26 protein-coding genes are annotated in these 24,988 nt (G+C 52.9%); 8 read left to right on the top strand and 18 right to left on the bottom strand.

Translation table 11 applies throughout. From position 1 onward, the window contains the following. Positions 1 to 4: 4 nt before the first annotated feature. A complete protein-coding gene (locus tag OGY01_RS10680; RefSeq protein WP_045448511.1) occupies positions 5 to 448 on the top strand; it encodes a DUF2756 family protein in 444 nt (147 codons plus the stop codon). On the opposite strand, the gene ugpQ is transcribed toward OGY01_RS10680, so the two are convergent. The 10 genes from ugpQ to livK form a co-directional block, all read right to left on the bottom strand. Next, positions 445 to 1,188 (bottom strand): glycerophosphodiester phosphodiesterase, encoded by a 744-nt coding sequence (gene ugpQ / locus OGY01_RS10675; RefSeq protein WP_048222942.1) that lies wholly within the window; start codon positions 1,186 to 1,188, stop codon positions 445 to 447. The genes OGY01_RS10680 and ugpQ overlap by 4 nt on opposite strands. Then, complete coding sequence (locus tag OGY01_RS10670) at positions 1,185 to 2,255, bottom strand: sn-glycerol-3-phosphate import ATP-binding protein UgpC (RefSeq protein WP_045448515.1); 1,071 nt, start codon at positions 2,253 to 2,255, stop codon at positions 1,185 to 1,187. The genes ugpQ and OGY01_RS10670 overlap by 4 nt, the downstream gene beginning before the upstream one ends. A 2-nt stretch (positions 2,256 to 2,257) precedes the next feature. After that, complete coding sequence (gene ugpE / locus OGY01_RS10665) at positions 2,258 to 3,103, bottom strand: sn-glycerol-3-phosphate ABC transporter permease UgpE (protein WP_045448517.1); 846 nt, start codon at positions 3,101 to 3,103, stop codon at positions 2,258 to 2,260. Then, positions 3,100 to 3,987 (bottom strand): sn-glycerol-3-phosphate ABC transporter permease UgpA, encoded by an 888-nt coding sequence (gene ugpA / locus OGY01_RS10660; RefSeq protein ID WP_045448518.1) that lies wholly within the window; start codon positions 3,985 to 3,987, stop codon positions 3,100 to 3,102. The genes ugpE and ugpA overlap by 4 nt, the downstream gene beginning before the upstream one ends. Positions 3,988 to 4,087: 100 nt before the next feature. After that, positions 4,088 to 5,404, bottom strand: coding sequence for a sn-glycerol-3-phosphate ABC transporter substrate-binding protein UgpB (ugpB, locus tag OGY01_RS10655; protein ID WP_286493087.1), 1,317 nt, complete (start codon positions 5,402 to 5,404; stop codon positions 4,088 to 4,090). Positions 5,405 to 5,708: 304 nt separating this feature from the next. Next, positions 5,709 to 6,422, bottom strand: a complete 714-nt coding sequence (gene livF / locus OGY01_RS10650; RefSeq protein ID WP_136345540.1) for a high-affinity branched-chain amino acid ABC transporter ATP-binding protein LivF — start codon at positions 6,420 to 6,422, stop codon at positions 5,709 to 5,711. 1 nt (position 6,423) lies between these two features. Next, a complete protein-coding gene (gene livG, locus OGY01_RS10645; RefSeq protein WP_003023438.1) occupies positions 6,424 to 7,191 on the bottom strand; it encodes a high-affinity branched-chain amino acid ABC transporter ATP-binding protein LivG in 768 nt (255 codons plus the stop codon). Beyond that, a complete protein-coding gene (livM, locus tag OGY01_RS10640) occupies positions 7,188 to 8,465 on the bottom strand; it encodes a branched chain amino acid ABC transporter permease LivM (protein WP_045448520.1) in 1,278 nt (425 codons plus the stop codon). The genes livG and livM overlap by 4 nt, the downstream gene beginning before the upstream one ends. Beyond that, a complete protein-coding gene (gene livH / locus OGY01_RS10635) occupies positions 8,462 to 9,388 on the bottom strand; it encodes a high-affinity branched-chain amino acid ABC transporter permease LivH (RefSeq protein ID WP_286493086.1) in 927 nt (308 codons plus the stop codon). Before livH ends, livM begins: the two co-directional genes overlap by 4 nt. A 104-nt stretch (positions 9,389 to 9,492) precedes the next feature. Further along, entirely contained in the window at positions 9,493 to 10,602 is a 1,110-nt protein-coding gene (gene livK / locus OGY01_RS10630) for a high-affinity branched-chain amino acid ABC transporter substrate-binding protein LivK (RefSeq protein WP_045449822.1), read from the bottom strand. A gap of 526 nt (positions 10,603 to 11,128) precedes the next feature. Here livK and panM point away from each other — a divergent pair. After that, positions 11,129 to 11,512 carry an aspartate 1-decarboxylase autocleavage activator PanM gene (gene panM / locus OGY01_RS10625; protein WP_045449824.1) on the top strand — a complete coding sequence of 128 codons (384 nt, stop codon included), beginning with the start codon at positions 11,129 to 11,131 and terminating at the stop codon, positions 11,510 to 11,512. Positions 11,513 to 11,723: 211 nt separating this feature from the next. Here panM and livJ read toward each other — a convergent pair whose 3' ends face one another. From livJ to ftsY, 5 genes are all read right to left on the bottom strand, one after another. After that, positions 11,724 to 12,827, bottom strand: a complete 1,104-nt coding sequence (livJ, locus tag OGY01_RS10620; protein WP_200013230.1) for a branched chain amino acid ABC transporter substrate-binding protein LivJ — start codon at positions 12,825 to 12,827, stop codon at positions 11,724 to 11,726. A 270-nt stretch (positions 12,828 to 13,097) separates the two neighbouring features. Beyond that, positions 13,098 to 13,952 (bottom strand): RNA polymerase sigma factor RpoH, encoded by an 855-nt coding sequence (gene rpoH / locus OGY01_RS10615; protein ID WP_045448525.1) that lies wholly within the window; start codon positions 13,950 to 13,952, stop codon positions 13,098 to 13,100. Between the two features lie 254 nt (positions 13,953 to 14,206). Continuing rightward, a complete protein-coding gene (gene ftsX, locus OGY01_RS10610) occupies positions 14,207 to 15,265 on the bottom strand; it encodes a permease-like cell division protein FtsX (protein ID WP_045448527.1) in 1,059 nt (352 codons plus the stop codon). Further along, a complete protein-coding gene (gene ftsE, locus OGY01_RS10605; protein WP_006687468.1) occupies positions 15,258 to 15,926 on the bottom strand; it encodes a cell division ATP-binding protein FtsE in 669 nt (222 codons plus the stop codon). Before ftsE ends, ftsX begins: the two co-directional genes overlap by 8 nt. 2 nt (positions 15,927 to 15,928) lie before the next feature. After that, positions 15,929 to 17,449: a signal recognition particle-docking protein FtsY gene (ftsY, locus tag OGY01_RS10600; RefSeq protein ID WP_286493085.1), complete on the bottom strand. Its 1,521-nt coding sequence runs from the start codon at positions 17,447 to 17,449 to the stop codon at positions 15,929 to 15,931. A gap of 151 nt (positions 17,450 to 17,600) precedes the next feature. On the opposite strand from ftsY, the gene rsmD reads away from it, so the two are divergent. Both rsmD and OGY01_RS10590 read left to right on the top strand, forming a co-directional pair. Continuing rightward, entirely contained in the window at positions 17,601 to 18,197 is a 597-nt protein-coding gene (gene rsmD, locus OGY01_RS10595; RefSeq protein WP_045448532.1) for a 16S rRNA (guanine(966)-N(2))-methyltransferase, read from the top strand. Beyond that, entirely contained in the window at positions 18,187 to 18,462 is a 276-nt protein-coding gene (locus tag OGY01_RS10590; protein ID WP_045448534.1) for a DUF1145 family protein, read from the top strand. Before rsmD ends, OGY01_RS10590 begins: the two co-directional genes overlap by 11 nt. A 44-nt stretch (positions 18,463 to 18,506) precedes the next feature. Here the strand turns inward: OGY01_RS10590 and OGY01_RS10585 are convergent, their stop codons facing one another. Then, the gene (locus OGY01_RS10585) at positions 18,507 to 18,866 is read right to left on the bottom strand and encodes a DUF2500 domain-containing protein (RefSeq protein WP_045448536.1); all 360 of its coding nucleotides are present in this window, start codon (positions 18,864 to 18,866) and stop codon (positions 18,507 to 18,509) included. Positions 18,867 to 19,007: 141 nt separating this feature from the next. On the opposite strand from OGY01_RS10585, the gene OGY01_RS10580 reads away from it, so the two are divergent. After that, complete coding sequence (locus OGY01_RS10580; RefSeq protein WP_286493084.1) at positions 19,008 to 19,634, top strand: lysoplasmalogenase; 627 nt, start codon at positions 19,008 to 19,010, stop codon at positions 19,632 to 19,634. A gap of 75 nt (positions 19,635 to 19,709) precedes the next feature. After that, positions 19,710 to 21,908 carry a Zn(II)/Cd(II)/Pb(II) translocating P-type ATPase ZntA gene (gene zntA, locus OGY01_RS10575; RefSeq protein ID WP_286493083.1) on the top strand — a complete coding sequence of 733 codons (2,199 nt, stop codon included), beginning with the start codon at positions 19,710 to 19,712 and terminating at the stop codon, positions 21,906 to 21,908. 50 nt (positions 21,909 to 21,958) lie between these two features. Here the strand turns inward: zntA and tusA are convergent, their stop codons facing one another. Next, positions 21,959 to 22,204 carry a sulfurtransferase TusA gene (tusA, locus tag OGY01_RS10570; RefSeq protein ID WP_003827551.1) on the bottom strand — a complete coding sequence of 82 codons (246 nt, stop codon included), beginning with the start codon at positions 22,202 to 22,204 and terminating at the stop codon, positions 21,959 to 21,961. A gap of 168 nt (positions 22,205 to 22,372) precedes the next feature. On the opposite strand from tusA, the gene OGY01_RS10565 reads away from it, so the two are divergent. Continuing rightward, positions 22,373 to 23,038 carry a 7-cyano-7-deazaguanine/7-aminomethyl-7-deazaguanine transporter gene (locus tag OGY01_RS10565; protein WP_045448542.1) on the top strand — a complete coding sequence of 222 codons (666 nt, stop codon included), beginning with the start codon at positions 22,373 to 22,375 and terminating at the stop codon, positions 23,036 to 23,038. 72 nt (positions 23,039 to 23,110) lie between these two features. Next, positions 23,111 to 23,668 carry a DcrB family lipoprotein gene (locus OGY01_RS10560; protein WP_045448544.1) on the top strand — a complete coding sequence of 186 codons (558 nt, stop codon included), beginning with the start codon at positions 23,111 to 23,113 and terminating at the stop codon, positions 23,666 to 23,668. A 3-nt stretch (positions 23,669 to 23,671) separates the two neighbouring features. On the opposite strand, the gene OGY01_RS10555 is transcribed toward OGY01_RS10560, so the two are convergent. After that, a complete protein-coding gene (locus OGY01_RS10555) occupies positions 23,672 to 24,889 on the bottom strand; it encodes an MFS transporter (RefSeq protein WP_045448546.1) in 1,218 nt (405 codons plus the stop codon). Positions 24,890 to 24,988: the final 99 nt, after the last annotated feature.

Raw genomic sequence — 24,988 nt, 5'->3', positions numbered from 1 at the left:
AGCGATGAAACGACTCTTGATATTAGCCATGCTATTGCCGTTTGCAGGCTTTGCACAGCCCATCAACACCATGAATAACCCGAATCAACCGGGTTATCAGATCCCGAGTCAGCAGCGTATGCAGACGCAAATGCAGACACAGCAAATTCAGCAGAAAGGGATGCTCAACCAGCAGTTGCAATCGCAGACGCGTATGCAACAGCAGCATATGGAAAATCAAATCAACACCAACTCCCAGCGAGTACGTCAGTCTCAGCCAGGGGAGTTGAATTCCACCCAACAGCAAATGCTGCCCAACAACAACGGTGGGATGTTAAACGGAGCCCGTAATCCGGACAGCTCGCTGAATAAACAGCAGCAAATGCTTCCGGAGAAAAAGAACGGCGACATGCTGAGACCCTCCAACACGCCGCAGCCTAACGTTCCGTTAAAAACGATTGGGCCTTAATCGGGCTGAAAATCAGGGCCAATCACATCAATAGCATCGGTACAAATGCAGTCCACTCCCCAGCGCAACAGCTCAGCAGCGCGCTGGGGCCGGTTGACGGTATACACCAGAATTCTTAAACCCGCATCGCGCAACGCGTCCACTCTCGCCTCATCCAACAGCTTATGGTTAAGATGAATCGAGATGCAGCCCAGGCGCGCGGTGAGTTCTCGCCAGTCTTCACGCCACTCGTCAAGCAGTAGCCCACGCGGCAGTTCAGGAACAGCCAATTGCGCCGCTTCAAGGGCGTCAATCTCGAATGATGAAAGCAGCGGCGGCGTCATTTCAGCCCATAATTCACGCGCGGCGAGCGCGACGGCTTTCCCCGTGATGGTTCCGCTACCCGTGGTAGGTTTAATCTCTATATTCGCCATCATACCGTGCTGGCGACAGCGCTCAGCCACCTGTGAGAGCAACGGCAACGGCTCGCCTTTGAACTCACCGCTAAACCAACCGCCAGCATCCACACGCAGCAAATCCTGCCAGTTCAGTTCACCGGCAACGCCCCAACCGTTGCTGGTACGCTCGAGGTTGTCATCGTGCAGTAAAAAGATCTCGCCATCCTTCGACAATTTAGCGTCAAATTCAATCATGGTATGCCCGTATCGCGCCCCCATGTCGATTGCCGCCAGGGTGTTCTCCGGAGCCAGTTTGCCGCCACCACGGTGGGCGACAATATGAGGATAAGGCCAGTTACTCATACGCGTTGTCCTGTTTCGCCATCAAAGAGATGCAAATGATTTTCTGGCAGATGCAGCCATAGCGTACTGCCAGCTGTCGGGCGATGCTGATGTGCCAGTCGCACCACCAACTTTTGCTCACCCCAACGTCCGTGTGCCAGGTTATCTGCTCCCAGCATTTCCAGCGTGTCGACTACCAACGGCACGCCGCCTTCGGCTTGCGAGCTTAGCGCAATATGCTCCGGGCGGATACCCAACGTCATTTTCCGTCCACTATAGCGACGATAGTCATGACCGGCAGGCAACGCCATGCCCCCCTCCAGTTCAAAATGGGTACCCGAGGCGCTGATGTGTCCGTCCATCAGGTTCATGGCCGGGCTACCAATAAAACTCGCCACAAAGCGGCTGGCGGGTTTTTCGTATACCTCGACCGGGGTGCCAATTTGCTCAGCGACACCTTTGTTCATCACCAGCACGCGCTGGGCAAGTGTCATGGCCTCAACCTGATCGTGCGTAACGTATAGCGAGGTGGTTTTCAGTCGGCGGTGCAGATGTTGTAACTCAAGGCGCATCTGCACACGCAGCTTGGCATCAAGGTTAGAAAGCGGTTCATCGAACAGGAATACCGCCGGATCGCGCACAATCGCCCGCCCCATCGCCACACGCTGCCGCTGACCACCGGAAAGCTCACGCGGGCGGCGTTTGAGCAGTTCACCCAGTTCAAGAATACGCGCGGCTTCTTTCACCCTCTCCGCAATATGTTCCTTGCCCATCCCGCGGATTTTTAACCCCCAGGCCATATTTTCTTCCACGCTCATATGCGGGTAGAGCGCGTAGTTTTGAAACACCATGGCAATACCGCGATCCTTTGGCTCCATCTCAGTGACGCGCTTACGATCAATCCAGATGTCACCGCTAGTCACCCGTTCCAGCCCGGCGACCATTCGCAGCAGCGTGGACTTACCGCAGCCCGACGGGCCGACCATCACAATAAATTCCCCGTCCGCAACATCCAGCGTCAGTGGTTGAATAACCTGGGTTTTACCGTCCCAGCTTTTAGTTACTGCCTGTAGTTTTAAACCAGCCATTTTTATTTCTCACTGTCTACTAAACCACGCACAAATGCGCGCTGCATGGCTAACACGATGATTACCGGGGGGATGAGCGTCAGCAGCATGGCTGCCATTACGTGGTTCCACTGCGTGGTGCCTTCGCCAGTGGCGATCATGCCTTTGATGCCTGCCACGGCCGTGCCCAAATTAACGTCGGTAATAATTAACAACGGCCAAAGGTACTGATTCCAGCCGTAGATAAAGGTGATGACAAACAGCGCCGCCAGGTTGGTTTTCGACAACGGCAGCACGATGTCCCGGAAGAAACGCATTGGAGAAGCGCCGTCAATACGCGCCGCTTCGACCAGTTCATCCGGCAGAGTCATAAAGAACTGACGGAACAGGAAGGTGGCGGTAGCCGACGCCATCAGCGGTAGCGTCAGGCCTGCATAACTGTCAAGCATCTTCAGGTTGGCGATAACCTCCACCGTTGGAAAGATACGCACCTCAACCGGCAGCATCAGCGTGATAAAGATCATCCAGAAAAACAGGTTACGCAGCGGGAAGCGAAACCAGACAATGGCAAACGCAGAGAGCATGGAAACCGTAATTTTCCCCACCGTAATGCTGAACGCCATGATGAAACTGTTCAGCATCATCAGCCAGAACGGCGCGCTATTGACGCCCACGCCGTTGACCCAGATGGTGTACATGTTTTCCAGCAGATGCGTACCAGGAACCAGCGTCATCGGCGTTTCAAACACCGCTTTGTTATCCAGCGTCGCCGCGACGAACGCGACGTACAGAGGAAAAAGGATCACCATAATCCCCAGAATCAACATGGTATGGCTGAATATTGTCAGCCCGCGACGATTCTCAATCATTGGTAACGCACCTTACTTTCGACATAGCGGAACTGCACCACTGTCAAAATAATGACAAGGAACATCAGCACCACTGACTGTGCGGCGGAAGCTGAGAGATCCAGTCCAACAAACCCTTCACGATAGATCTTATAAATCAGCGTAGTGGTCGCCTGTACCGGCCCACCTGCAGTCGCTGCATCGATAACCGGGAAAGTGTCAAAGAAGGCATAAACCAGATTCACCACCAGCAAAAAGAAGCTCACCGGGGCAATTAACGGCAGCGCCAGTTTAAAGAAACGGCGAATCGGCCCTGCACCATCAATTGCAGCGGCTTCTATCAACGAACGAGGGATAGACTGCAAGGCAGCAAAGAAGAACAGGAAGTTGTAACTAATCTGCTTCCAGACGGACGCGAACACCACCAGGAACATCGCCTGGCCACTGTTTTGCGCATGGTTCCAGTCATAGCCAAACTCACCGAGAAAATGCGTAATCAACCCACGTCCGGGGTTGAACAGGAAGATCCACAGCACGGCAGCGACGGCGGGGGCCACGGCGTAAGGTAATAGCATCAGCGTCTGGTAAAGACGGCTACCACGCACCACATAATCCACCAGTGCGGCAAAAAACAGCGAAACCAGCAGGCCGCTTGCCGTGACCAGCGTACTGAACTTCATCGTTGTCCAGAAAGAGTCGAGGTAGTAGATGTCATGGAACAGAGCGACGAAGTTATCCAGGCCTACAAACTGGCTGGAAAGACCAAACGGATCGACGCTTTGCAGTGAATACCACAGCGCTTCACCTGCGGGCCAGATAAAGAAAATAACGGTGATGACCAACTGCGGGGCAACCAATAAGTAGGGAAGCCAGCGCGAGCGGAACACCGGACGGGATGAGGACATTGAGGTTTGATTCCTGAACAGCGCCGGATGGCGCTACGCTTATCCGGCCTACGCGCATTTGTAGGCCGGGTAAGGCGAAGCCGCCACCCGGCATTTCACATTAAGACTTGGTCGATTGCTCAAAGCGGCGCAGCAACTGATTCCCACGTTCAACAGCGGAATCCAGCGCCTGCTGTGGCGTTTTCTTACCGGTCCATACGCTTTCCAGTTCCTCATCCACGATAGTGCGGATCTGAGGCATATTGCCCAGACGCAGACCTTTGGTAAACGACAACGGCGGTTTGTTCAGCATCTGACGTGTAGCGATATCCGCTCCCGGATTCTTGTCATAGAAACCCTGCTCACGGGTCAGATCGTACGCGGCGGTAGTAATCGGCAGATAACCTGTTTTCTGGTGCCATTCGGCAGCGATTTCAGGTTTCGCCAGGAAGTTGAGGAACTGCGCCACACCCTGGTATGTTGCTTTGTCTTTACCCTGCATCACCCACAGGCTCGCACCGCCAATAATCGCGTTCTGCGGCGCGCCTTTCACGTCGGCATCGTATGGCATCATGCCTACACCGTAGTTGAATTTAGCGTAGTGACGAATATCAGCCAGAGAACCCGAAGAGGCGGTAGTAATTGCGCAGTCACCGTTGTAGAACTTCTCAGTGGATTCATCTTTGCGCCCGAAGTAGCTGAAATCCCCTTTCTTGTTCAACTCTTCCAACAGAGCAATGTGTTTCACCTGCTCTGGCTTATTGAACTCCAGAACCGCATCGGTACCGTCAAAGCCATTATTTTTGGTTGCAACGGGTAAGCCGTTCCAGGCGCTGAAGTTTTCAATCTGGATCCACCCCTGCCAGCCGCTGGCGTAACCACACTTCATGCCTGCGGCTTTCAACTTCTCGGTGTATTCGGCCAAATCCTGCCAGGTTTTCGGCGGCTGATCGGGATCTAAGCCGGCTTTTTTAAAGGCATCTTTGTTGTAATACAGCACCGGAGTGGAGCTGTTAAACGGCTGAGAGAGTAAGTGCCCGGTTTTAGAGTCGGTGTAATACCCGGACACCGTCGGCACAAACTGGGACTCATCGAAGTTAATTCCGGCCTCTTTAAACACTTCGAAAACTGGCTTAATCGCTTTCGAAGCCATCATCGTCGCCGTACCAACTTCATACACCTGCAGCAGCGCAGGCGCGTTTCCGGTACGGAAGGCGGCAATACCTGCGCTCAGACTCTGCTCGTAATTACCTTTGTACTGCGGAACAATTTTGTAATCGGGGTTGGATTCATTAAAACGTTGCGCCAGTGAATCAACTTCTTTACCCAGTTCGCCTTCCATTGAATGCCAGAATGGGATGGTAGTTACTGCCAGAGCCTGACCTGCAAATGCCAGACTGAGAGCCAGTCCTAAAGCTGTATGTCGTAACGATATCATCGGTTATCTCTCTTGTTGTGCCGGATGCGCGATATCACGCGTTTTATGCTCGCGGGGGTAACATGACATGCTCGAATGACAGAAAAATAACTTTTTTATTACAAAAAAAAGATAGTAAGGCGACAAACAGATGGCAAGGCAGTGAAGGTTATGAGAGGAGAAAGTGGGAGCTAAGACACGTATAGATACGGTGCTGCTTATGAACACTCTGCAGGATGACAACGCTGGTGCGTTTTACCCGGCCTACGATCACGTGTAGGCCGGGTTAAGCGTTTACGCTGCCATCCTGTAGTGCCGCAAAGGGCTAACCGCCGAGATACGCGCTGCGTACCGCTTCGTTGGCAAGCAAGGCGTCACCGGTATCGGATAGCACCACATGACCGTTTTCCAGCACGTATCCGCGGTCGGCGAGCTTCAGCGCCTGGTTGGCGTTCTGCTCAACGAGGAAGATTGTCATCCCCTGCTCGCGTAGCTGCTCGATGGTGTTAAAAATCTGCTGGATAATGATCGGTGCCAGCCCCAGGGAAGGCTCATCAAGTAGCAGCAGGCGCGGTTGACTCATCAGTGCACGACCAATCGCCAGCATCTGCTGCTCGCCGCCGGACATGGTCCCTGCGCGCTGGATACGGCGCTCATGCAGGCGGGGGAACAGATCATATACCCACTTGATGCGTTCCTGAAACTGGTCACGCTCAGCAAAGAAGCCGCCCATCGCCAGGTTCTCTTCCACCGTCATACGGGAAAACACACGACGTCCTTCCGGAACAATCGCTACCGCTTCACGCATAATTTTCGCCGTCTGCCAGTCGGTAATATCTTTACCGTCAAAGACAATATGCCCGCTTGTCGCACGCGGATCGCCGCACAGCGTACCGAGCAGCGTCGTTTTCCCTGCACCGTTGGCACCAATCAGCGTCACGATTTCACCCTGGTTAATATACAGGCTGACGTCGTGCAGCGCCTGGATCTTGCCGTAGTGGGCACTGACTTTGTCAAAGGACAACATGACTTTTTCCATCTTACGCCTCACCAAGGTATGCGCGGATCACGTCCGGGTTATTACGAATCTGTTCCGGCGTCCCGTTCGCCAGCGGCGTGCCCTGGTTCACCACATAAATACGGTCAGAAATGCCCATCACCAGTTTCATGTCGTGTTCAATCAGCAAAATGGTGGTGTTGTGATGATTACGTAGTTCGGCAATCAGCTCGTCCAGCTCTTTAGTCTCTTTCGGGTTGAGACCCGCAGCGGGTTCGTCGAGCATCAGGATTTCCGGCTGCGTGACCATACAACGGGCTATCTCCAGGCGACGCTGATCACCGTACGCCAGGTTACTGGCCTGACGGTTGGCATGCTCCAGCAGACCAATACGCTCCAGCCAGGTGGCGGCGCGGTCCAGCGCTTCGCTCTGTGCACGACGGAACGACGGAGTCTTCAGCAAACCAGAGAACACGCCCGTTTTCAGTTGCTGATGTTGTGCTACCAGCAGGTTTTCAATCACCGTCATTTCACGAAACAGACGCACATGCTGGAAGGTGCGCACCACGCCCATACGGGCGATTTGCTGGCCCGGTAGCCCTTCCAGGTGCTGGTCACGCAACTTGATCGTGCCGCCGGTCGGCTTATAAAAGCCGGTCAGGCAGTTGAAGACCGTAGTTTTTCCCGCGCCGTTTGGCCCGATTAACGAAACGATCTCCTGCGGCCTCAGCTCCAGCTCAACGTTGTTGACCGCCAGCAGTCCACCGAAGCGCATCATCAGGCCGTTAACGGATAATAATGGCTGACTCATGCCTGCTCTCCTTTTGCTTGACCGTTTTTCAGCTTCAACTGTGGACGGGTCATCGGCAGCAAGCCCTGTGGACGCCAGATCATCATCAGTACCATTAAACCACCCAGCATCAACATGCTGTATTCATTGAAATCGCGCATCAGCTCGCGTGATACAACCAGCAGGACAGCCGCCAGGATCACCGCAAACTGCGACCCCATTCCCCCCAGGACGACAATCGCCAGCACAAAGGCGGATTCGGCAAAGGTAAAAGATTCCGGGCTGACAAAGCCCTGGCGAGCGGCAAACAACGTTCCGGCAAAGCCGGCAAACGCAGCGCTGATAGTAAAAGCGGTCAGTTTGATGCGCGTTGGGTTTAGGCCCAGCGAACGACAGGCAATTTCATCTTCACGCAACGCTTCCCATGCGCGACCCAGCGGCATACGTAACAGACGGTTAATGACGAAAAGCGAGAAGACCACCAGCAGCAGCGCCACCAGATAAAGGAAAATCACGCGGTCAGACGGATCATACTTCACGCCAAAGAAGTTGCTGAAGGTATCCCAGCCGCCTTCGCGGGCACTACGACTGAACTCAAGGCCGAAAAAGGTTGGTTTCGGGATCTGGCTGATACCGTTCGGACCACCGGTCACTTCAGTATTGTTGAGCAACAGAATACGAACGATCTCGCCAAAGCCCAGCGTCACAATCGCCAGGTAGTCACCACGCAGGCGCAGCACCGGGAAGCCGAGCATAAAGCCTGCAGCTGCCGAAACCAGCCCTGCCAGTGGCAGGCAGGTCCAGAAACCAAGACCGTAATAGTGGTTCAGCAGCGCGAAGGTGTAAGCGCCAATCGCATAAAAACCACCGTAGCCCAACACTAACAGACCGGAAAGACCAACCACGACGTTTAAGCCCAGACCGAGGATGATATAAATCATCGTCAGCGTGGCGATATCCACCGTCCCACGTGACACCATAAATGGCCATGCCACGGCAATGACCAGCAGCGCCACCAGGAACAGCTTTTGTTTGACAGTTGAGCCGTCAATCGCTGGCAGAATAAACTTCGGTCCGGAGACGCTTTTCAAGCTCTTCTGGAACACCGGACGCAGCAGCTGGAACAGAAAAACGACTCCAGTGCCAATAAACACCCACTGCCAGCGAATATCACTGGCGACATCAACAACCAGCTTAGTGCCATCCAGCTCTAGCTGGACGCCCATAAAGACACCCGCCAGGATGAAAAACATAACGGCAGAGAGCAGCGCCATCGCAAAATGCATTGGTTTCATACTTTCTCTACCTCCGGACGACCCAGAATACCGGTCGGCATCACCAGCAGCACCAGAATCAGCAGTGCGAACGACACCACGTCTTTGTATTCCGTACTCAGATAAGCAGAGGAAAGCGCTTCAGCTACGCCCAGAATCAGGCCGCCGATCATCGCACCAGGAATGCTGCCAATACCGCCGAGAACCGCAGCAGTAAAGGCTTTCATCCCGGCCATAAAGCCAATATACGGATTAATTACGCCGTAGAACTGACCGAGCAGCACACCCGCCACCGCCGCCATCGCCGCACCAATCACAAAGGTCAGCGCAATGACGCGGTCAGTATTGATACCCAGCAGACTGGCCATTTTCAGGTCTTCCGCACAGGCGCGGCAGGCGCGTCCCATACGTGAATAACGGATAAAAATGGTCAGCGCCAGCATCGCCATGAAGGTCACTATCCAGATAACCAACTGCATGGTAGTGATGGAAGCAGAAAAGTTTTCGCTACTGCCGATAGTCCATTGACCGTTAAACAGGCTTGGCAGCGCCACATCACGCGAGCCTTCCGTCAGGCTGACGTAGTTTTGCAGGAAGATAGACATCCCGATCGCAGAAATCAGCGCAATCAGACGCTTGGAGCTACGCACGGGCCGGTATGCCACGCGCTCGATACTCCAACCGTAGGCGCTGGCAATCACGATAGCACCGATAAATCCGGCCGCCACCAGCAGCCAGCTGGTATCAATGCCCATCATCATCAGCACGGCGATAATCATAAAGGAGACATAGCTGCCGATCATATACACCTCGCCGTGGGCGAAGTTGATCATGCCGATAATGCCGTACACCATCGTGTAACCGATGGCAATCAGCGCATAGGTGCTTCCCAGCGTGACGCCGTTAAACATCTGCTGCAAAAAATAGAGGAACTGCTCGGACATAAAATAACCTTTCCAAACCCGCCCGGACGGGATATTGAATCCACTCTAAATAATTCGAGTTGCAGCCAACGCACCTGCGATTCGAAGTATAACGAGTGGCTGCCTTATTTGGCGGCGGTGGAAGAACCATCCGCGTGCCACTGGAAGACACCAAACTCAAATCCCTTCAAATCGCCTTTTTCGTCCCAATTCAGCGGCCCAATCACGGTGTCAGCCCCGTGAGCTTTCAGATCTTTCACCAGCTCCAGCGGTTCTTTGCTACCGCTACGATCCATAGCTGTCGCCAGCGACTGTACGGCGGCGTAGGTGATCCATACATAAGGTCCAGTTGGATCTTTCTTGTCAGCTTTGAGCGCATCCACGATACCTTTATTCGCCGGATCCTGGTCATAGCGTTTTGGCATCGTAACCAGCATGCCTTCAGCGGCATCACCTGCAATGTTGGACAGTGAGGCATTACCCACACCTTCTGGTCCCATAAACTGAGTTTTCAGACCAACAGAACGGGCCTGGCGCAGCATTTGTCCCATCTCCGGGTAGTAGCCACCGTAGTAGACGAAGTCGATGTTCTCTTTTTTCAGGCGAGCAATCAGCGCAGAAAAATCTTTTTCACCCGCGGTGATCCCATCAAAGAAGACAATATTGGCTTTGCCCGCTTTCAGGCTGTCTTGTACCGAACGCGCAAGACCTTCGCCGTACTGCTGTTTATCGTGGATGATGGCGATACGCTGGGGCTTCACCGTCTCCAGAATGTATTTCGCGGCGGTCGGTCCCTGGGAGGAGTCCAGACCTGCGGTACGCATGATGTGCGCGTAGCCGCGTTGCGTCAGTTCCGGGTTGGTGGCTCCCGGGGAGATCATCAAAATACCTTCGTCTTCGTAGATATCGGAGGCTGGCTGAGTGGAGGACGAGCACAGGTGACCAATAACATACTGAATGCCGTCGTTAACGATTTTGTTCGCCACAGCCACAGCCTGTTTCGGATCGCAGGCATCGTCATATTCCACGCCCACCAGCTTGTCGCCTTTGATCCCGCCTTTAGCATTGATATCTTTAATTGCCTGACGTGCGCCATTAAATTCCATATCGCCCCACTGCGCGACCGGGCCTGACATCGCTCCGACAACAGCGACCTTAATATCTTCCGCCATGGCAGTGTGCGACATTGCCAGTGCTATCACTCCCGCGATGATTGTTTTCGCATTCCGTTTCATTAACTGAATCCCCATTCGTGATGTGTTTACACTTCATCCTTCAAGCTGCCTCAGTGTTGGCTGTTCAAATTCGTTCCAGACGAATTTGTCACTCCCTTGCCGCCTTGATGCAACTTGAATGATTTTGCGTATATATTTTGTATTTATATGGTTAAAAAGCAGACTGTGCTTTTTTTGAACTGCGCTATTTTTACCAGTCTCATTAATGGCTTAGCGCAGATTTTTAAGCATAATCAGGCTAAAATCTCTATTTTTCAGTCGATTAAGAAAAGATAATATTCTGCTTTTCACTATAGATAAACAAAAAAAAGTGCGTTTGTCAGCATAAAATAACGGCATAATGAGCGGAATAAAATGCTGCATTCCAGGGTATTATCCTGCCTATTTTTCAATCTCTAATGTTTCAAACTGTCATTATCGTTGTTACAAAACTATTAACCTGGTTATTCGCATAAAAAAGAGAAAGCGTCCGGGTGAATTATTTCGGTACACTGATTTCATCTTTTGTGATTTGGACATGCTGTCAATGAAGCTGACCATCATTCGTTTAGAAAACTTTAGCGCTCAGGATCACATCGATCTGGGCAAAATCTGGCCTGAATATTCCGCCTCATCCTTAAGCGTAGATGACGCCCACCGGATCTATGCTGCGCGTTTTAACGAGCGTCTGCTGGGAGCGGTACGTGTGACACTGAGCGGTACGCAAGGCGCGCTGGATTCATTACGTGTTCGTGAAATCACGCGTCGTCGAGGCGTCGGGCAGTATTTAGTAGAGGAGGTTCTCCGGGATAACCCGGACGTTTCATGCTGGTGGATGGCGGATGTTGGCGTCGAGGACCGAAATACCATGGCCGCGTTTATGCATGCGTTAGGGTTTACTGCGCAGGCGGATGGCTGGGAGAAAAGATAAAAAAACCGCCTCGCAATTTTCCAAGAATTTCGCGTTGCAGGAAGGCGGCAAGGGAGTGACAAATTCGTCTGGAACGAATTTGAACAGCCAAAGGCTGCCTTCGGTGAGGGACAGGGATGTCCCTCATTAAATCCCCGGGAACTTACATAAGTAAGTTTCCGGGGGGGAATAACGCAGCCAACGCCCCTGCAGCGCGAAAGGCGCAGGAAAATTATTTAGCGTCGGTTGCAGTACCGTTAGCGTGCCAGTCGAACACGCCAAACTCGAAGCCTTTCAGATCACCCTTCGAATCCCAGGACAGCGGCCCCATGACGGTTTCCACTGAGTTTGCTTTCAGGTATTTGGCAATTTCAGCTGGATCTTCAGACTGGTTCAGACCGGCCTGCAAAGACTGCAGTGCAGCGTAGGTCGTCCACACGAAGGCTCCGCTCGGATCCTGTTTCTTGGCCTTAATCGCATCTACGATTGGTTTGTTCGCAGGAACCTGATCGTAGTTCTTCGGCTTGGTTACCAGCAACCCTTCAGCAGATTCACCGGCAATGTTAGACAGCGATACGTTCGCAACTCCTTCCGGCCCCATAAACTGCGTTTTCAGACCTGCGGCGCGCGATTGACGTAAAATCTGCCCCATTTCCGGGTGATAACCACCATAGTAAACAAAGTCGATGTTCTCTTTCTTCAGGCGCGCTACCAGGGTAGAGAAGTCTTTCTCACCGGCGGTGATCCCGTCAAAGAATACTACGTTGGCGTTGCCTTTTTTCAGACCGTCCTGCACTGCGCGCGCCAGACCTTCACCATACTGCTGCTTATCGTGGATGATAGCGATGCGCTGCGGCTTCACTTTTTCCAGAATGTATTTCGCGGCGGTTGGCCCCTGATCGGAGTCCAGGCCGGTCGTACGCATAACCAGGTTATAGCCACGCGCAGTCAGTTCCGGTGCCGTAGCCGCCGGGGTGATCATCAGAATACCTTCATCTTCATAAATATCTGACGCTGGCTGAGTGGATGATGAGCAAAGGTGACCGATAACGTATTTGATCCCGTCGTTGACCACTTTGTTAGCGACCGCTACCGCCTGCTTAGGGTCACAGGCGTCGTCGTATTTCACTACGACCAGTTTGTCACCCTTAACGCCACCTTTTGCGTTGATGTCCGCAATCGCTTGTTCTGCACCGGTAAATTCCTGGTCGCCATACTGCGCCACCGGGCCCGACATCGCGCCGACGACGGCAACCTTAATATCCTTAGCAAACGCCATATTGCTCAAAGACAGGGCGATACATCCTGCCAATAACGCTTTACCCTTCATATTCATCCTGACAATCCCCATTATTGTGGTTATTACGTGTGTTGTGATGTTGTTGTTCAGCACTTTATTTCAATTATTGGATAGCCACCCGTGCTTTAGCAGCATACTCTGCTAAAACATACCCGATTTTTATTATTTTGGAATAGCTAAATTTGACATGCAGATAACAACTTGATGACAAAAAGCATAGACCTCAGGAGAGAGCAGGAGAGATAAAAACAAAAAACCCCGGATTTTCATCCAGGGTTTATAAGCATTTCCAGGTTTACTGGAAGGTTACGCTTCGATTGCCGCGCGCAGTTTTTTCATGGCGTTCTTTTCAAGCTGACGCACACGTTCAGCGGAGACGCCGTAGCGATCGGCCAGTTCCTGCAACGTCGACTTGTTGTCTTCGTCCAGCCAACGGGCACGAATGATGTCCTGGCTACGCTCGTCCAGACCCTGCATTGCGTCGGTCAGTCGGTTAGCCGCCTGCTCTTCCCAGTTGTCATCTTCGATGCCGTCAGCAAAGTTAGACGATTTATCCTGCAGATAAAGCACCGGAGCCATCGGCTGGCTGTCGGACTCGTCGTCCGAAGACATATCAAACGTCATGTCCTGCGCCGCCATACGGGATTCCATTTCGCGGACGTCTTTGCTGGAAACACCCAGCTCACGAGCAACCATTTCAACTTCATCCTGATTAAACCAGCCCAGACGCTGCTTGGTTTTACGCAGGTTAAAGAACAGCTTACGCTGTGCTTTGGTGGTCGCGACTTTAACGATACGCCAGTTACGCAGAACGTATTCGTGGATCTCAGCTTTGATCCAGTGCACGGCGAAGGAAACCAGGCGCACACCCACTTCCGGGTTGAAACGGCGCACGGCTTTCATCAGGCCGATATTACCTTCCTGAATCAGATCCGCCTGCGGCAGGCCATAGCCCGCATAATTACGAGCAACATGAACAACAAAGCGCAGGTGAGACAGGATCAGCGTTTTAGCTGCTTCCAGATCGCCCTGGTAATGCAGCTTTTCAGCCAGTGCCCGCTCCTCGTCAGCCGACAACATCGGCCACGCGTTCGCAGCCCGGATGTAAGACTCCAGGTTACCAACAGGGGCTAAAGCTAAATTTTGCATTTCTTTGGTCATTCAAATCCTCTCAATCTGTATCATCTGGCGCGATGGAAAACCAATAGCAACAACCATGCCAGAGCTTATGAGCAACGAGAATATCATTCAATCTTTTATCAGACAGTGATTTTATCCACAAGTTCCATGTCGTATTGTGTATAAATTACGCACAAAATGTGACATCACGATGAATGCGCCGGGAAGAGAAAACAGTGACTCTTTCCCTGCAGAGCGAACTACTCAGTGCAGGGAAAGATTATACCAGAGATTTTTTAATCGGGGGTAAAGTGGCGTAAATGTTGAACCGTGGCAAGCCAGGCTGCCACCCAGCCAATCATCGAGCACACCAGCAGAAGCAGCAGGCATTCATCAAATGATAAGCCATTGATATCAAACTTTGTTCCAAAAATCTGCGCCACTTCTGTTACCGCTGACGACAGCCGCATCACCAAAATTTCTGACAAAATCAGTGAAAGAAATGCGCCAGAAAAACCTAACAGCGCTCCACCGTAGAGGAACGGTCGCAGGATAAATCCATCCGTTGCACCAATCAGTTTCTGTACGTTAATGGTATCGCGACGAGCAAAGATACTCAGACGTACACTGTTACCGATGACCAGGAAGACCGCTGCCACCATCAGCACGCCAATCATCGCTGACACACGCCCAACCAGTCCCGTCAGCGCAGCCAGCCGCGCAAACCAGCTGTCATCCATGCGAACTTCATCAATACCATTGATTTGCGTAATACGGTCACGCAGCGTATTCAGCGACTCCGTGCCCTGGAAATCCAGTTTCGGGATCACCACCGCCACAGCCGGAAGCGGGTTCTCTTCCAGCATATCCAGCGCACCACCAAAACCGGACCAGTTGCGGAATTCGCCCAGCGCATCATCGCGGGAAAGATAATTCACTTTCTCCACGCCCTGCTCTGCCTGCAATTGACCCACCACCCGCGCCGCCGCATCGTCATCCAGCGTTTTTTGCAGATAAACAGTGATCTGCGGGGACGGATAATACTGGCTTGCCGCCTGGTTAACGTTCTTATAAACCATGTAGCAGACGCTTGGCAGCGTCAGGGAGATGGCGATTACCATCACCGTCAGGAATGTCGCCAGTGGCTTACTTTTCAGATCCTGTAACGCCCCCTGGAATGCATAGCGCACCTGCTCGTTAAAGACGTTGGTTTTACGCGAGTTCGGCTTCGGCGATGATTTTGCACGCTTTGGCGCGTTGCGACCACCGTCCCCCGGAGCACCGCCCGATTTACGGAAGCGGTCCAGTCGGCCACCAAACTGTTTAATTTGATTGATAGCGTCGCGCCTATTCATGAGCCAGGCCTCCATGCAGATGTCCATCGCTCAGGACAAGCTGACGATATGAACGTCGGGAGATCAGCCCAATATCGTGCGTTGCCATTAATACCGTTACTCCTACGCGGTTAAACTCTTCAAACAAGCGTAAGATCCCTTCCGACAGCGCATCGTCGAGGTTCCCTGTAGGTTCATCCGCCAGAAGTACCGCAGGCTTATTCACCACCGCACGGGCAATCCCCACGCGCTGCTGTTCGCCGCCGGAGAGTTGAATCGGGAAGTTCTTCGCTTTGTCCAACAGCCCGACCTTGTCCAGTGCCGCCGACACGCGGCGACGGATATCGTCCCCGCTGGCACCCGCAATGATGAGCGGGATTGCTACGTTGTCAAAAACGGTTCGGTCCATCAACAGATGGTGATCCTGAAAAATCATCCCGATCTGACGGCGCAGAAAAGGCACTTCACGGTTTTTTAAACGGCTAATGTCATGCCCACTGAAGTAGATTTTCCCGGCGCTGGGCCGCTCAATTCCACAGATCAGCTTCAGCAGGGTACTTTTCCCCGCACCGGAGTGGCCGGTCAGAAACGCCATCTCGCCAGGCTGCATATGGAATGTGACTCCCTGCAGCGCTTGTCTCCCACCGAGATAGGCCTTGCTGACATGTTCAAAGCGAATCATTGTTAATCCTCTCGGGCAAAAAGTGCCTCTATAAAATCGTCCGCTTTAAACGGACGTAAATCCTCGATACGTTCGCCCACGCCGATATAACGGATAGGGATGCCAAACTGGTCGGCAACCGAGAAAATTACTCCACCTTTCGCCGTACCGTCCAGCTTGGTCAGGGTAATACCGGTCAATCCCACCGCTTCATGGAACAGTTTGGCCTGGCTTATTGCATTCTGCCCGGTACTGGCGTCAAGGGTCAGCATAATTTCATGCGGCGCATCCTCGTCCAGCTTCTTCATGACACGAACGATTTTTTTCAATTCTTCCATCAGGTGCGCTTTGTTCTGCAAGCGACCTGCAGTATCAGCGATCAGCACGTCAACGTTACGCGCCTTCGCAGCCTGAATAGCATCAAAGATAACGGATGCGGAATCCGCGCCGGTATGCTGAGCAATCACCGGGATGTTGTTACGCTGACCCCAGACCTGCAGCTGTTCTACCGCCGCAGCACGGAAGGTGTCTCCGGCTGCCAGCATCACCGACTTACCCTGCTGCTCAAACTGGCGCGCCAGCTTACCGATGGTGGTCGTTTTACCCACACCGTTCACACCCACCATTAAAATAACAAATGGCGTTTTACCATCAACATTCAGCGGTTCATCAACCTTTGCCAGAATCTCGCCCATTTCATCTTTCAGCAGACCATACAGCGCTTCTGCATCACGCAGTTGCTTGCGGCTGGCGCCTTCCGTCAGATTGGCGATGATCTTGCGGGTGGTTTCCACACCCACGTCAGCGATCAGTAACTGCTCTTCCAGCTCTTCAAACAGATCATCGTCGATCTTTTTACCACGGAACAGACTGATAAATCCGGAACCGAGGTTTTCTTTTGTTTTCAGCAAGCTGCGTTTAAGACGCGCAAAGAAACCTTCTTTCGTCGGCTTTTCCTGCTCCTGCGCGGCCTCTTCTTCTACCGTTTCCTCTACCAAACCCTCTTCCGCTGGGGTGCCTTCAACCGGTACAACAGTTTCGGCTTCTTCCACCGCCACGGCTGCCAGCGCCTGCGCTTCCAGCTCTTCGTCAGTCAGTTGCGGTTCGTTATCCGCTTCTTCTTCAACCGCCTCCACAATTTCAACGGTTTCCGCTTCGGCCTGCCACTCCTCAGGTGAAGTTTCTTCAGCTTTCACCTCTTCCGGCAGCGGCAACTCTTCGCGTTCAATAACCTCAACGGCGGCCACTGTCGGTTCAGGTGCTTCAACAACCGGCTGAACATGTTCGGCAACGGGCTCTATTTCAGGCTGCAGCTTTTCGATTTCCGCAACCTGTTCCGTGACTTCAACAACTTCAGCAGCAAAAGCTTCTGATTCCGCTTCACTATGCGTTTCCTGCGCGCGAGGTTGTTCCTCTACGACGACAGTTTCTTCGGCAACCGATTGTTGTTCTTCGTTTTTTAATTCTGTCTCGTTTTCCGGTGCCTGCTCTTTTTGACCAAAGCCCAGCCAGGAAAAAAAGCCACGTTTTTTCTCTTTCGCCATTTGCGACTACACTCCCCCGCTGTTGCTTCATGGCACAGCGTCAACGCTATGTACATAGCAGCTATAAAAATGATGAAATAGTCTATCACTTAACTCAACTCACATCACCGCCTGGAACGACATGCTATAGGCGGATTGAGCAATAATCGAAATGAAAAAACCGAATCACTCAGGCAGCGGTCAGATCCGCATTATTGGCGGGCAATGGCGGGGCCGTAAACTCCCGGTTCCGGACAGTCCCGGTTTACGACCGACGACCGACCGAGTCCGCGAAACATTGTTTAACTGGCTGGCCCCGGTGATGGTCGACGCGCGTTGCCTCGACTGCTTCGCCGGAAGCGGCGCGCTGGGGCTGGAAGCCCTCTCCCGTTATGCAGCAGACGCCACGCTGCTGGAGATGGACCGTGCGGTATCGCAGCAGTTACAAAAGAATCTTGCCACACTTAAGGCAAGCCATGCCCGCGTCATCAACACCAACACGCTCGCGTTTCTGGCCCAGGCGGGTACGCCGCATAATGTGGTGTTTGTTGATCCACCTTTTCGCAAAGGTTTACTGGAAGAAACATTAACTCTTCTGGAAACAAACAACTGGCTGGCAAACGAGGCGTATATTTACGTGGAAAGCGAAGTTGAAAACGGTCTGCCTCCGGTTCCTGTTAACTGGTCGTTGTATCGCGAAAAGGTAGCCGGACAGGTCGCCTATCGCCTGTATCAACGCGAAGCCAAAGGAGAGCACAATGCTGATTAATCTGGGACGCTTATTGATGCTGTGCGTCTGGGCCTTTTTACTGCTTAATATTTTTCAGCCGTTTCCACGCCCACTCAACATCTTCGTTAACGTTGCACTGGTGTTTATGGCACTGATGCATGGGATGCAGTTAGCGCTGTTAAAAAGCACGTTACCAAAAGATGGCCCGCAGATGACCCGCGGTGAGAAAATCCGCATTTTTCTGTTTGGCGTGTTTGAGCTACTGGTCTGGCAGAAGAAAATTAAGACTCAGTTGAAGAAGTAACCGCAATGCCGGATGGCGGTTTACGCCTTATCCGGCCTGCTCAATTACGGTTGTGCGCTAAACCCCTCAAAGCGCGAGCCTTTGTAACTCAGCGTGCCCTTGTCCCCGACCGTTAATGCATGATATTGCTGCGCATCAAGACGAAACGTCTGCTCCAGACCTCCATTTTGCGGCTTGAAGCTCGCTTCATAACGCATGCTGGTGCCCGCCGGAGTCACTTCCTGCTGACGTGAACGCCTGTCGTTAAGCGGCTTTTCTCGTTTATTACTTACCACCACCTGCTTTTGCACCAGCGGTGCGGCATCATTATCCGCTTTTTCACGTCGCTGCTGAACAAAGCGAAACGATGCGGCGATAACAATTAATACAATGATAACAATGAAAAAAAGTGGTGGTTTACTCATATTATTAACCCATCAGAAAATGCGGAAATAAGCATAACCTGCCTGTTATGGTGTTGTCATCTGGCGCTATCGGCCTCTACACTGGTCAGAAGAGCCGTAGGCACCCCGCTTACGAAAAAATAACGAATTCAAGGAACTAAGATGCTTTGGTCGTTTATCGCTGTCTGTCTTTCCGCATGGCTGTTTGTAGATGCCTCTTATCGTGGCCCCGTCTGGCAACGTTGGGTCTTTAAGCCACTCACATTATTACTCCTGCTGTTACTGGCCTGGCAGGCGCCGATGTTTAACGCCGTCAGCTACCTGGTGCTGGCAGGCTTGTTTGCCTCACTACTGGGCGATGCACTGACACTGTTGCCACGTCAACGCCTGTTGTATGCCGTGGGCGCGTTTTTCCTGTCGCATTTGCTGTATACCATTTATTTCGCCAGCCAAATGACACTGTCGTTCTTCTGGCCACTGCCGTTGGTGCTGCTGGTGATAGGAGCCTTACTGATCGCCGTGATCTGGACGCGACTGGAAGAGCTTCGCTTAGCAATATGTACCTTTATCGGCATCACCCTGATGATGGTATGGATGGCCGGTGAGCTCTGGTTCTTCCGCCCAACTGCCCCGGCGCTGTCAGCATTTATGGGGGCCGCGTTACTGTTTGTCGGCAATATTGTCTGGCTGGGAAGTCATTATCGTTGCCGCTTCCGCGCTGATAATGCAATTGCCGCCGCCTGCTACTTTGCCGGACATTTCCTGATTGTTCGTTCGCTGTATCTTTAAAAACGCTTGACTCTGGAGTCGACTCCAGAGTGTATCCTCCGGTTAATACGAAATGATTATCGACCGGAGGATGCCATGTCGACACCAGATGCCAATGGCAAAAAGGCCCCACAGTTTTCTTCATTCAAGCTTGCTCCTGCACCACAGAAGGCAGATGACTGCTGCTGTGAAGGGAGTTGCTCAACCCCACCGCCCGTTTCCGATGCCGTTGAAGGTACTCGCTATTCCTGGAAAGTAGCGGGTATGGATTGCGCTGCCTGCGCCCGTAAAGTTGAAAATGCGGTCCGTCAGGTCAGTGGTGTCAATCACGTTCAGGTGCTGTTCGCGACTGAAAAACTGGTGGTCAATACCGACGCCGATATCCGCCAACAAATTGAAAAAGCGGTGCAAAAGGCAGGCTATACCCTGCGCGATGAGCAGGCTCCGCAAGAGGCCCCCGAGTCCCGATTTAAAGAGAACCTGCCGCTGATTACGCTGGTCATCATGATGGCTATCAGTTGGGGACTGGAGCAGTTCAATCACCCCTTTGGTCAGATGGCGTTTATCGCCACCACGCTGGTTGGTCTGTATCCCATTGCCCGTCAGGCCCTGCGCCTGATGAAAACCGGCAGCTACTTCGCCATTGAAACACTGATGAGCGTTGCCGCCATTGGCGCGCTGTTTATTGGTGCCACGGCTGAAGCCGCGATGGTTTTACTGCTGTTCTTAATTGGCGAACGCCTGGAAGGATGGGCAGCCAGCCGCGCCCGTAAAGGCGTCAGCGCCCTGATGGCACTGAAACCAGAAACCGCCACACGCCTGCATAATGGCAAGCGTGAAGAGGTCGCCATTCATACTCTCCAGCCTGGCGACATTATCGAAGTTGCCGCGGGTGGACGTTTACCTGCCGATGGCAAACTGGTCTCCGATTTTGCCAGTTTTGATGAAAGCGCACTCACCGGCGAATCTATCCCGGTTGAACGCGCAACCGGCGAAAAAGTCCCGGCGGGCGCAACCAGCGTCGACCGTCTGGTCACACTTGAAGTTCTCTCTGAACCCGGTGCCAGCGCCATTGACCGCATTCTGAAACTAATTGAAGAAGCCGACGAGCGTCGCGCGCCCATTGAGCGTTTTATTGACCGCTTCAGCCGGATTTACACCCCAGCTATTATGGCGGTTGCCCTGCTGGTCACCCTCGTGCCGCCGCTGCTGTTTGCTGCATCCTGGCAGGAGTGGATTTATAAAGGGCTGACGCTGTTGTTGATTGGTTGTCCATGCGCATTGGTTATCTCTACGCCTGCAGCGATCACCTCCGGTCTGGCAGCAGCGGCACGTCGTGGGGCGCTCATTAAAGGCGGTGCGGCACTGGAACAACTGGGCAGAGTCACTCAGGTGGCGTTTGATAAAACCGGAACGCTGACTGTAGGTAAACCCCGCGTAACAGCCATTCATCCAGCGAGCAATATCAGCGAGTCCGAACTCCTGGCACTGGCGGCGGCGGTAGAACAAGGCGCCACGCATCCACTGGCACAGGCGATTGTTCGCGAAGCACAAACCCGTGAATTGACTATCCCAGGGGCCAAAGCACAGCGTGCGCTGGTTGGTTCAGGCATTGAAGCGCAGGTTAATGGCGAACGCGTGCTGATTTGCGCCGCAGGTAAACAACCTGCCGAAGCCTTTACCGGGCAGATAAGTGAACTGGAAAGCGCAGGACAAACGGTAGTGCTGGTGCTGCGCAACGATGCCGTGTTGGGTGTAATTGCCTTGCAGGATACGTTGCGTGACGACGCCCGCACCGCCATCAGCGAGCTTCATCAGTTAGGTGTGAAAGGTGTGATCCTCACCGGCGATAATCCACGAGCGGCAGCAGCGATTGCCAGTGAGCTGGGTCTGGAGTTCAAAGCCGGGCTACTGCCGGAAGATAAAGTTCGGGTGGTAACCAGCCTGAACCAGCAGTCGCCGCTGGCAATGGTCGGTGACGGAATTAACGACGCTCCGGCAATGAAAGCCGCCACTATCGGCATTGCAATGGGAAGCGGGACCGACGTCGCGCTGGAAACGGCAGACGCCGCCCTGACCCATAACCGTTTGCGTGGTCTGGTACAAATGATTCAACTGGCGCGTGCCACTCACGCCAATATTCGTCAGAATATTGCGATTGCGCTGGGACTGAAGGGAATTTTTCTGATTACCACACTGCTCGGGATCACCGGATTGTGGCTGGCGGTGCTGGCAGATACGGGGGCGACGGTTCTTGTGACTGCCAACGCGTTGCGGCTGTTACGTAAAGGATAACGCGTTATGTCGGCCGGATGGGGCGCTTTAGCGTCGGCATCCGGCAGCGATTACTGACCCTTACGCACTAAATAACGGTACGGCAGAGAGTCGGTCTCTTTTGCCACCAACTCATGCTCCATAAACGTGCAGAAGCCGGGAATATCGCGGGTTGTCGCCGGATCGTCCGCGACAATCAGCAGCGTTTCTCCGGCCTGCATGCCGCGTACGGTTTTACGCACCATCATTACCGGTTCCGGGCAGCGCAGTCCCTGTGCATCAAGGGTATGGTCGGGAGAGGTAAACAAATCGCTCATCATTATCTCGTTCAATAAAAAACGGCGTTATTTTACGCTCTGTTGGTCAGTAAGCCAATCAGGTTAACGATTGCGTGAAAAACAACCATTGCAATGTGCTCTTAAAGCAGTATCATGCGACGGTTTTTTATTGGGTTCCCTCACCCCATCCAACAAAAAGGTCACAATATGACTCCGTTTACACAAACTCAGCGCGTAAAAGCGTTGTTCTGGCTATCGCTATTTCATCTGCTGGTGATCACCTCCAGCAACTATCTGGTGCAGCTTCCGATCTCCATCTTTGGTTTTCATACCACATGGGGTGCTTTTAGCTTTCCGTTTATTTTCCTCGCAACCGACCTGACCGTACGTATTTTTGGCGCACCGCTGGCACGACGCATCATCTTTGCAGTGATGGTCCCCGCGCTGCTGATCTCATATGTTATTTCAGCACTGTTTTATATGGGATCCTGGCAGGGATTCGGCGCGCTGCTGCACTTTAACCTGTTTGTTGCCCGTATCGCCGCCGCCAGCTTTATGGCCTACGCGCTGGGACAAATTCTGGACGTGCATGTCTTCAACCGTCTGCGTCAGAACCGTCGCTGGTGGCTGGCACCCACGGCTTCAACGTTGTTTGGCAATATCAGCGATACGCTGGCCTTCTTCTTTATCGCCTTTTGGCGTAGCCCGGATGCCTTTATGGCAGAGCACTGGATGGAAATCGCGCTTGTTGATTACTGCTTCAAGGTGCTGATCAGTATTATTTTCTTCCTGCCGATGTACGGCGTGCTGTTGAATATGTTACTGAAAAGGCTGGCAGATAAATCCGAAATATCGGCATTGCAGACGAGTTAAAGGTTCATTTTCCGAGTTGTGATAAGATGGACGAATGAGCCGTTATGGCCGTTTATCGAAAGGAAGAAGTCAATGCGCAATCTGGTTAAATATGTCGGTATTGGCCTGCTGGTTATGGGGCTTGCGGCCTGTGATAATAGCGATTCAAAAGCGCCAGCAGAGGGTGCTGCCGCAGAAAGTAGCGCTACCGGACAACCGGTTAGCCTGCTGGATGGCAAACTCAGTTTTTCCCTGCCAGCAGACATGACCGATCAGAGCGGCAAGCTGGGTACTCAGGCCAACAACATGCACGTGTACTCTGATGCTACCGGCCAAAAAGCAGTGATTGTGATTGTCGGCGATGATACCAGCGAAGACCTGGCTGTTCTGGCAAAACGTCTGGAAGATCAGCAGCGCAGCCGTGACCCGCAGTTACAGGTGGTCACTAACAAGTCGATTGAACTGAAAGGTCACACTCTTCAGCAGTTAGACAGCATCATCTCCGCGAAAGGCCAGACTGCTTACTCTTCCGTGGTACTGGGGAAAGTCAACAACCAGCTGCTGACTCTGCAAATCACGTTGCCTGCTGACGATCAGCAGAAAGCGCAGACTACCGCAGAAAATATCATTAACACCCTGGTTATCCAGTAATCGTTAAGATGATGATGCGGCCTCCGATGATGCAATCGGGGGCCGTTTTTTTAGCCTCCAGGTCAGCAGGAACGCCACCGCAACCAGCCCGGCTGCCGCCAGATAGATAACTGGCACGTCCGCCCATGTCATCACCAACCCCGCCAGCGGCCCGGTGACCCCTAGCGATAAATCCATAAACACCGTATAAGTTGCCAGCGCAGCACCCTGATTCTGTTGCGGTACAGCTTTTACCGCCACTACGCCCAACGCAGGGAAGACCAGCGAGAATCCCGCACCTGCCAGCAAAACGCCTATTTTCGCCATCCACGGCATGGATGCCATCCCTACCAGCAGCAGCCCAACGATCTCTACGCTGAAGCAGATCATCGCCACATTCAAACCACCTAACCGATTGATACCATTTGGGAATAACAAACGAGTACCGACAAACGTGCAACTGAACAGCGTTAGCGCAAATGCAGCACCGTCCCAACCTTTGGCGTCATAAAACAGCGTAATAAAGGTGGCGATCACCCCAAATCCTGCGGAGGCCAGCGCCAGCGCCATGCCATACAACCAGACGCGTCCGAGTACCGCGCGAAACGGCAGCGGTTTGCCCTTGCTGGCCTTCACTGCCGGGCGAGGGAGTGCCAGCAGTATCGCCAGTAGCGCCACCCCCATGACGGTTAATGCCAGTCCTTGTAATCCGCCCCAGGCATAGCACAGTACGCCTAGTGGTGCGCCTATCGCCATCGCGCCGTAGGTGACGATGCCATTCCACGAAATCACCCGGCCAATGTGTATTGACCCCACTACTCCCACGCCCCACAACGTGGATCCCGTGCCAGCAAAACTTTGCCCAATTCCCAGTATCACGCGTCCCAGACACAGCAGCAGCAAACTCGCCATTGGCCAGCCGCTGGTCGAACCTGCCAGCAAATAGCCCAGACCACTTAAAAAGCAGCCACACAGTCCGAAAACTACGATCTTCTTCGGCCCCAGCAGATCGGCATATCGACCAGCATGGGGACGACTCAGTAGCGTGGCGAAATACTGCAGGCTAATCACCAGTCCGGCCCAGAAGGCGCTAAAGCCCATAACATCATGGACATATCCCGGCAGAACCGCGAGCGGCAAGCCGATAGTCAGGTAGCTGGCGAAGTTAAACATCACCACGGAGACAATGCGCAGATTGAGACGTAATCCGCTAAACGTTGGTTCAGCGACGGGTTCGGGCATGGAGGGTCACCACATTTTTACAACAGTGTTTCATATCTACCATGTTGCAGAAGAGAAATCAGCAGCCAGATTAGGAATATCTGTCGCAAGCCAGCCGCT

It is taken from the genome of Citrobacter sp. Cm038, from assembly GCF_030333105.1.
Classification (GTDB): domain Bacteria; phylum Pseudomonadota; class Gammaproteobacteria; order Enterobacterales; family Enterobacteriaceae; genus Citrobacter; species Citrobacter murliniae.
Note: the sequence above shows the minus strand (reverse complement) of the source record. Positions and strands in the feature narration are given on the sequence as shown.

What these genes read in the sequence shown, in the direction of transcription:
- OGY01_RS10680 (WP_045448511.1), top strand. Translation starts at nt 5, where the DNA reads ATGAAACGACTCTTGATATTAGCCATGCTATTGCCGTTTGCAGGCTTT.
- ugpQ (WP_048222942.1), bottom strand. Translation starts at nt 1,188, where the DNA reads ATGAGTAACTGGCCTTATCCTCATATTGTCGCCCACCGTGGTGGCGGC.
- OGY01_RS10670 (WP_045448515.1), bottom strand. Translation starts at nt 2,255, where the DNA reads ATGGCTGGTTTAAAACTACAGGCAGTAACTAAAAGCTGGGACGGTAAA.
- ugpE (WP_045448517.1), bottom strand. Translation starts at nt 3,103, where the DNA reads ATGATTGAGAATCGTCGCGGGCTGACAATATTCAGCCATACCATGTTG.
- ugpA (WP_045448518.1), bottom strand. Translation starts at nt 3,987, where the DNA reads ATGTCCTCATCCCGTCCGGTGTTCCGCTCGCGCTGGCTTCCCTACTTA.
- ugpB (WP_286493087.1), bottom strand. Translation starts at nt 5,404, where the DNA reads ATGATATCGTTACGACATACAGCTTTAGGACTGGCTCTCAGTCTGGCA.
- livF (WP_136345540.1), bottom strand. Translation starts at nt 6,422, where the DNA reads ATGGAAAAAGTCATGTTGTCCTTTGACAAAGTCAGTGCCCACTACGGC.
- livG (WP_003023438.1), bottom strand. Translation starts at nt 7,191, where the DNA reads ATGAGTCAGCCATTATTATCCGTTAACGGCCTGATGATGCGCTTCGGT.
- livM (WP_045448520.1), bottom strand. Translation starts at nt 8,465, where the DNA reads ATGAAACCAATGCATTTTGCGATGGCGCTGCTCTCTGCCGTTATGTTT.
- livH (WP_286493086.1), bottom strand. Translation starts at nt 9,388, where the DNA reads ATGTCCGAGCAGTTCCTCTATTTTTTGCAGCAGATGTTTAACGGCGTC.
- livK (WP_045449822.1), bottom strand. Translation starts at nt 10,602, where the DNA reads ATGAAACGGAATGCGAAAACAATCATCGCGGGAGTGATAGCACTGGCA.
- panM (WP_045449824.1), top strand. Translation starts at nt 11,129, where the DNA reads ATGAAGCTGACCATCATTCGTTTAGAAAACTTTAGCGCTCAGGATCAC.
- livJ (WP_200013230.1), bottom strand. Translation starts at nt 12,827, where the DNA reads ATGAATATGAAGGGTAAAGCGTTATTGGCAGGATGTATCGCCCTGTCT.
- rpoH (WP_045448525.1), bottom strand. Translation starts at nt 13,952, where the DNA reads ATGACCAAAGAAATGCAAAATTTAGCTTTAGCCCCTGTTGGTAACCTG.
- ftsX (WP_045448527.1), bottom strand. Translation starts at nt 15,265, where the DNA reads ATGAATAGGCGCGACGCTATCAATCAAATTAAACAGTTTGGTGGCCGA.
- ftsE (WP_006687468.1), bottom strand. Translation starts at nt 15,926, where the DNA reads ATGATTCGCTTTGAACATGTCAGCAAGGCCTATCTCGGTGGGAGACAA.
- ftsY (WP_286493085.1), bottom strand. Translation starts at nt 17,449, where the DNA reads ATGGCGAAAGAGAAAAAACGTGGCTTTTTTTCCTGGCTGGGCTTTGGT.
- rsmD (WP_045448532.1), top strand. Translation starts at nt 17,601, where the DNA reads ATGAAAAAACCGAATCACTCAGGCAGCGGTCAGATCCGCATTATTGGC.
- OGY01_RS10590 (WP_045448534.1), top strand. Translation starts at nt 18,187, where the DNA reads ATGCTGATTAATCTGGGACGCTTATTGATGCTGTGCGTCTGGGCCTTT.
- OGY01_RS10585 (WP_045448536.1), bottom strand. Translation starts at nt 18,866, where the DNA reads ATGAGTAAACCACCACTTTTTTTCATTGTTATCATTGTATTAATTGTT.
- OGY01_RS10580 (WP_286493084.1), top strand. Translation starts at nt 19,008, where the DNA reads ATGCTTTGGTCGTTTATCGCTGTCTGTCTTTCCGCATGGCTGTTTGTA.
- zntA (WP_286493083.1), top strand. Translation starts at nt 19,710, where the DNA reads ATGTCGACACCAGATGCCAATGGCAAAAAGGCCCCACAGTTTTCTTCA.
- tusA (WP_003827551.1), bottom strand. Translation starts at nt 22,204, where the DNA reads ATGAGCGATTTGTTTACCTCTCCCGACCATACCCTTGATGCACAGGGA.
- OGY01_RS10565 (WP_045448542.1), top strand. Translation starts at nt 22,373, where the DNA reads ATGACTCCGTTTACACAAACTCAGCGCGTAAAAGCGTTGTTCTGGCTA.
- OGY01_RS10560 (WP_045448544.1), top strand. Translation starts at nt 23,111, where the DNA reads ATGCGCAATCTGGTTAAATATGTCGGTATTGGCCTGCTGGTTATGGGG.
- OGY01_RS10555 (WP_045448546.1), bottom strand. Translation starts at nt 24,889, where the DNA reads ATGCCCGAACCCGTCGCTGAACCAACGTTTAGCGGATTACGTCTCAAT.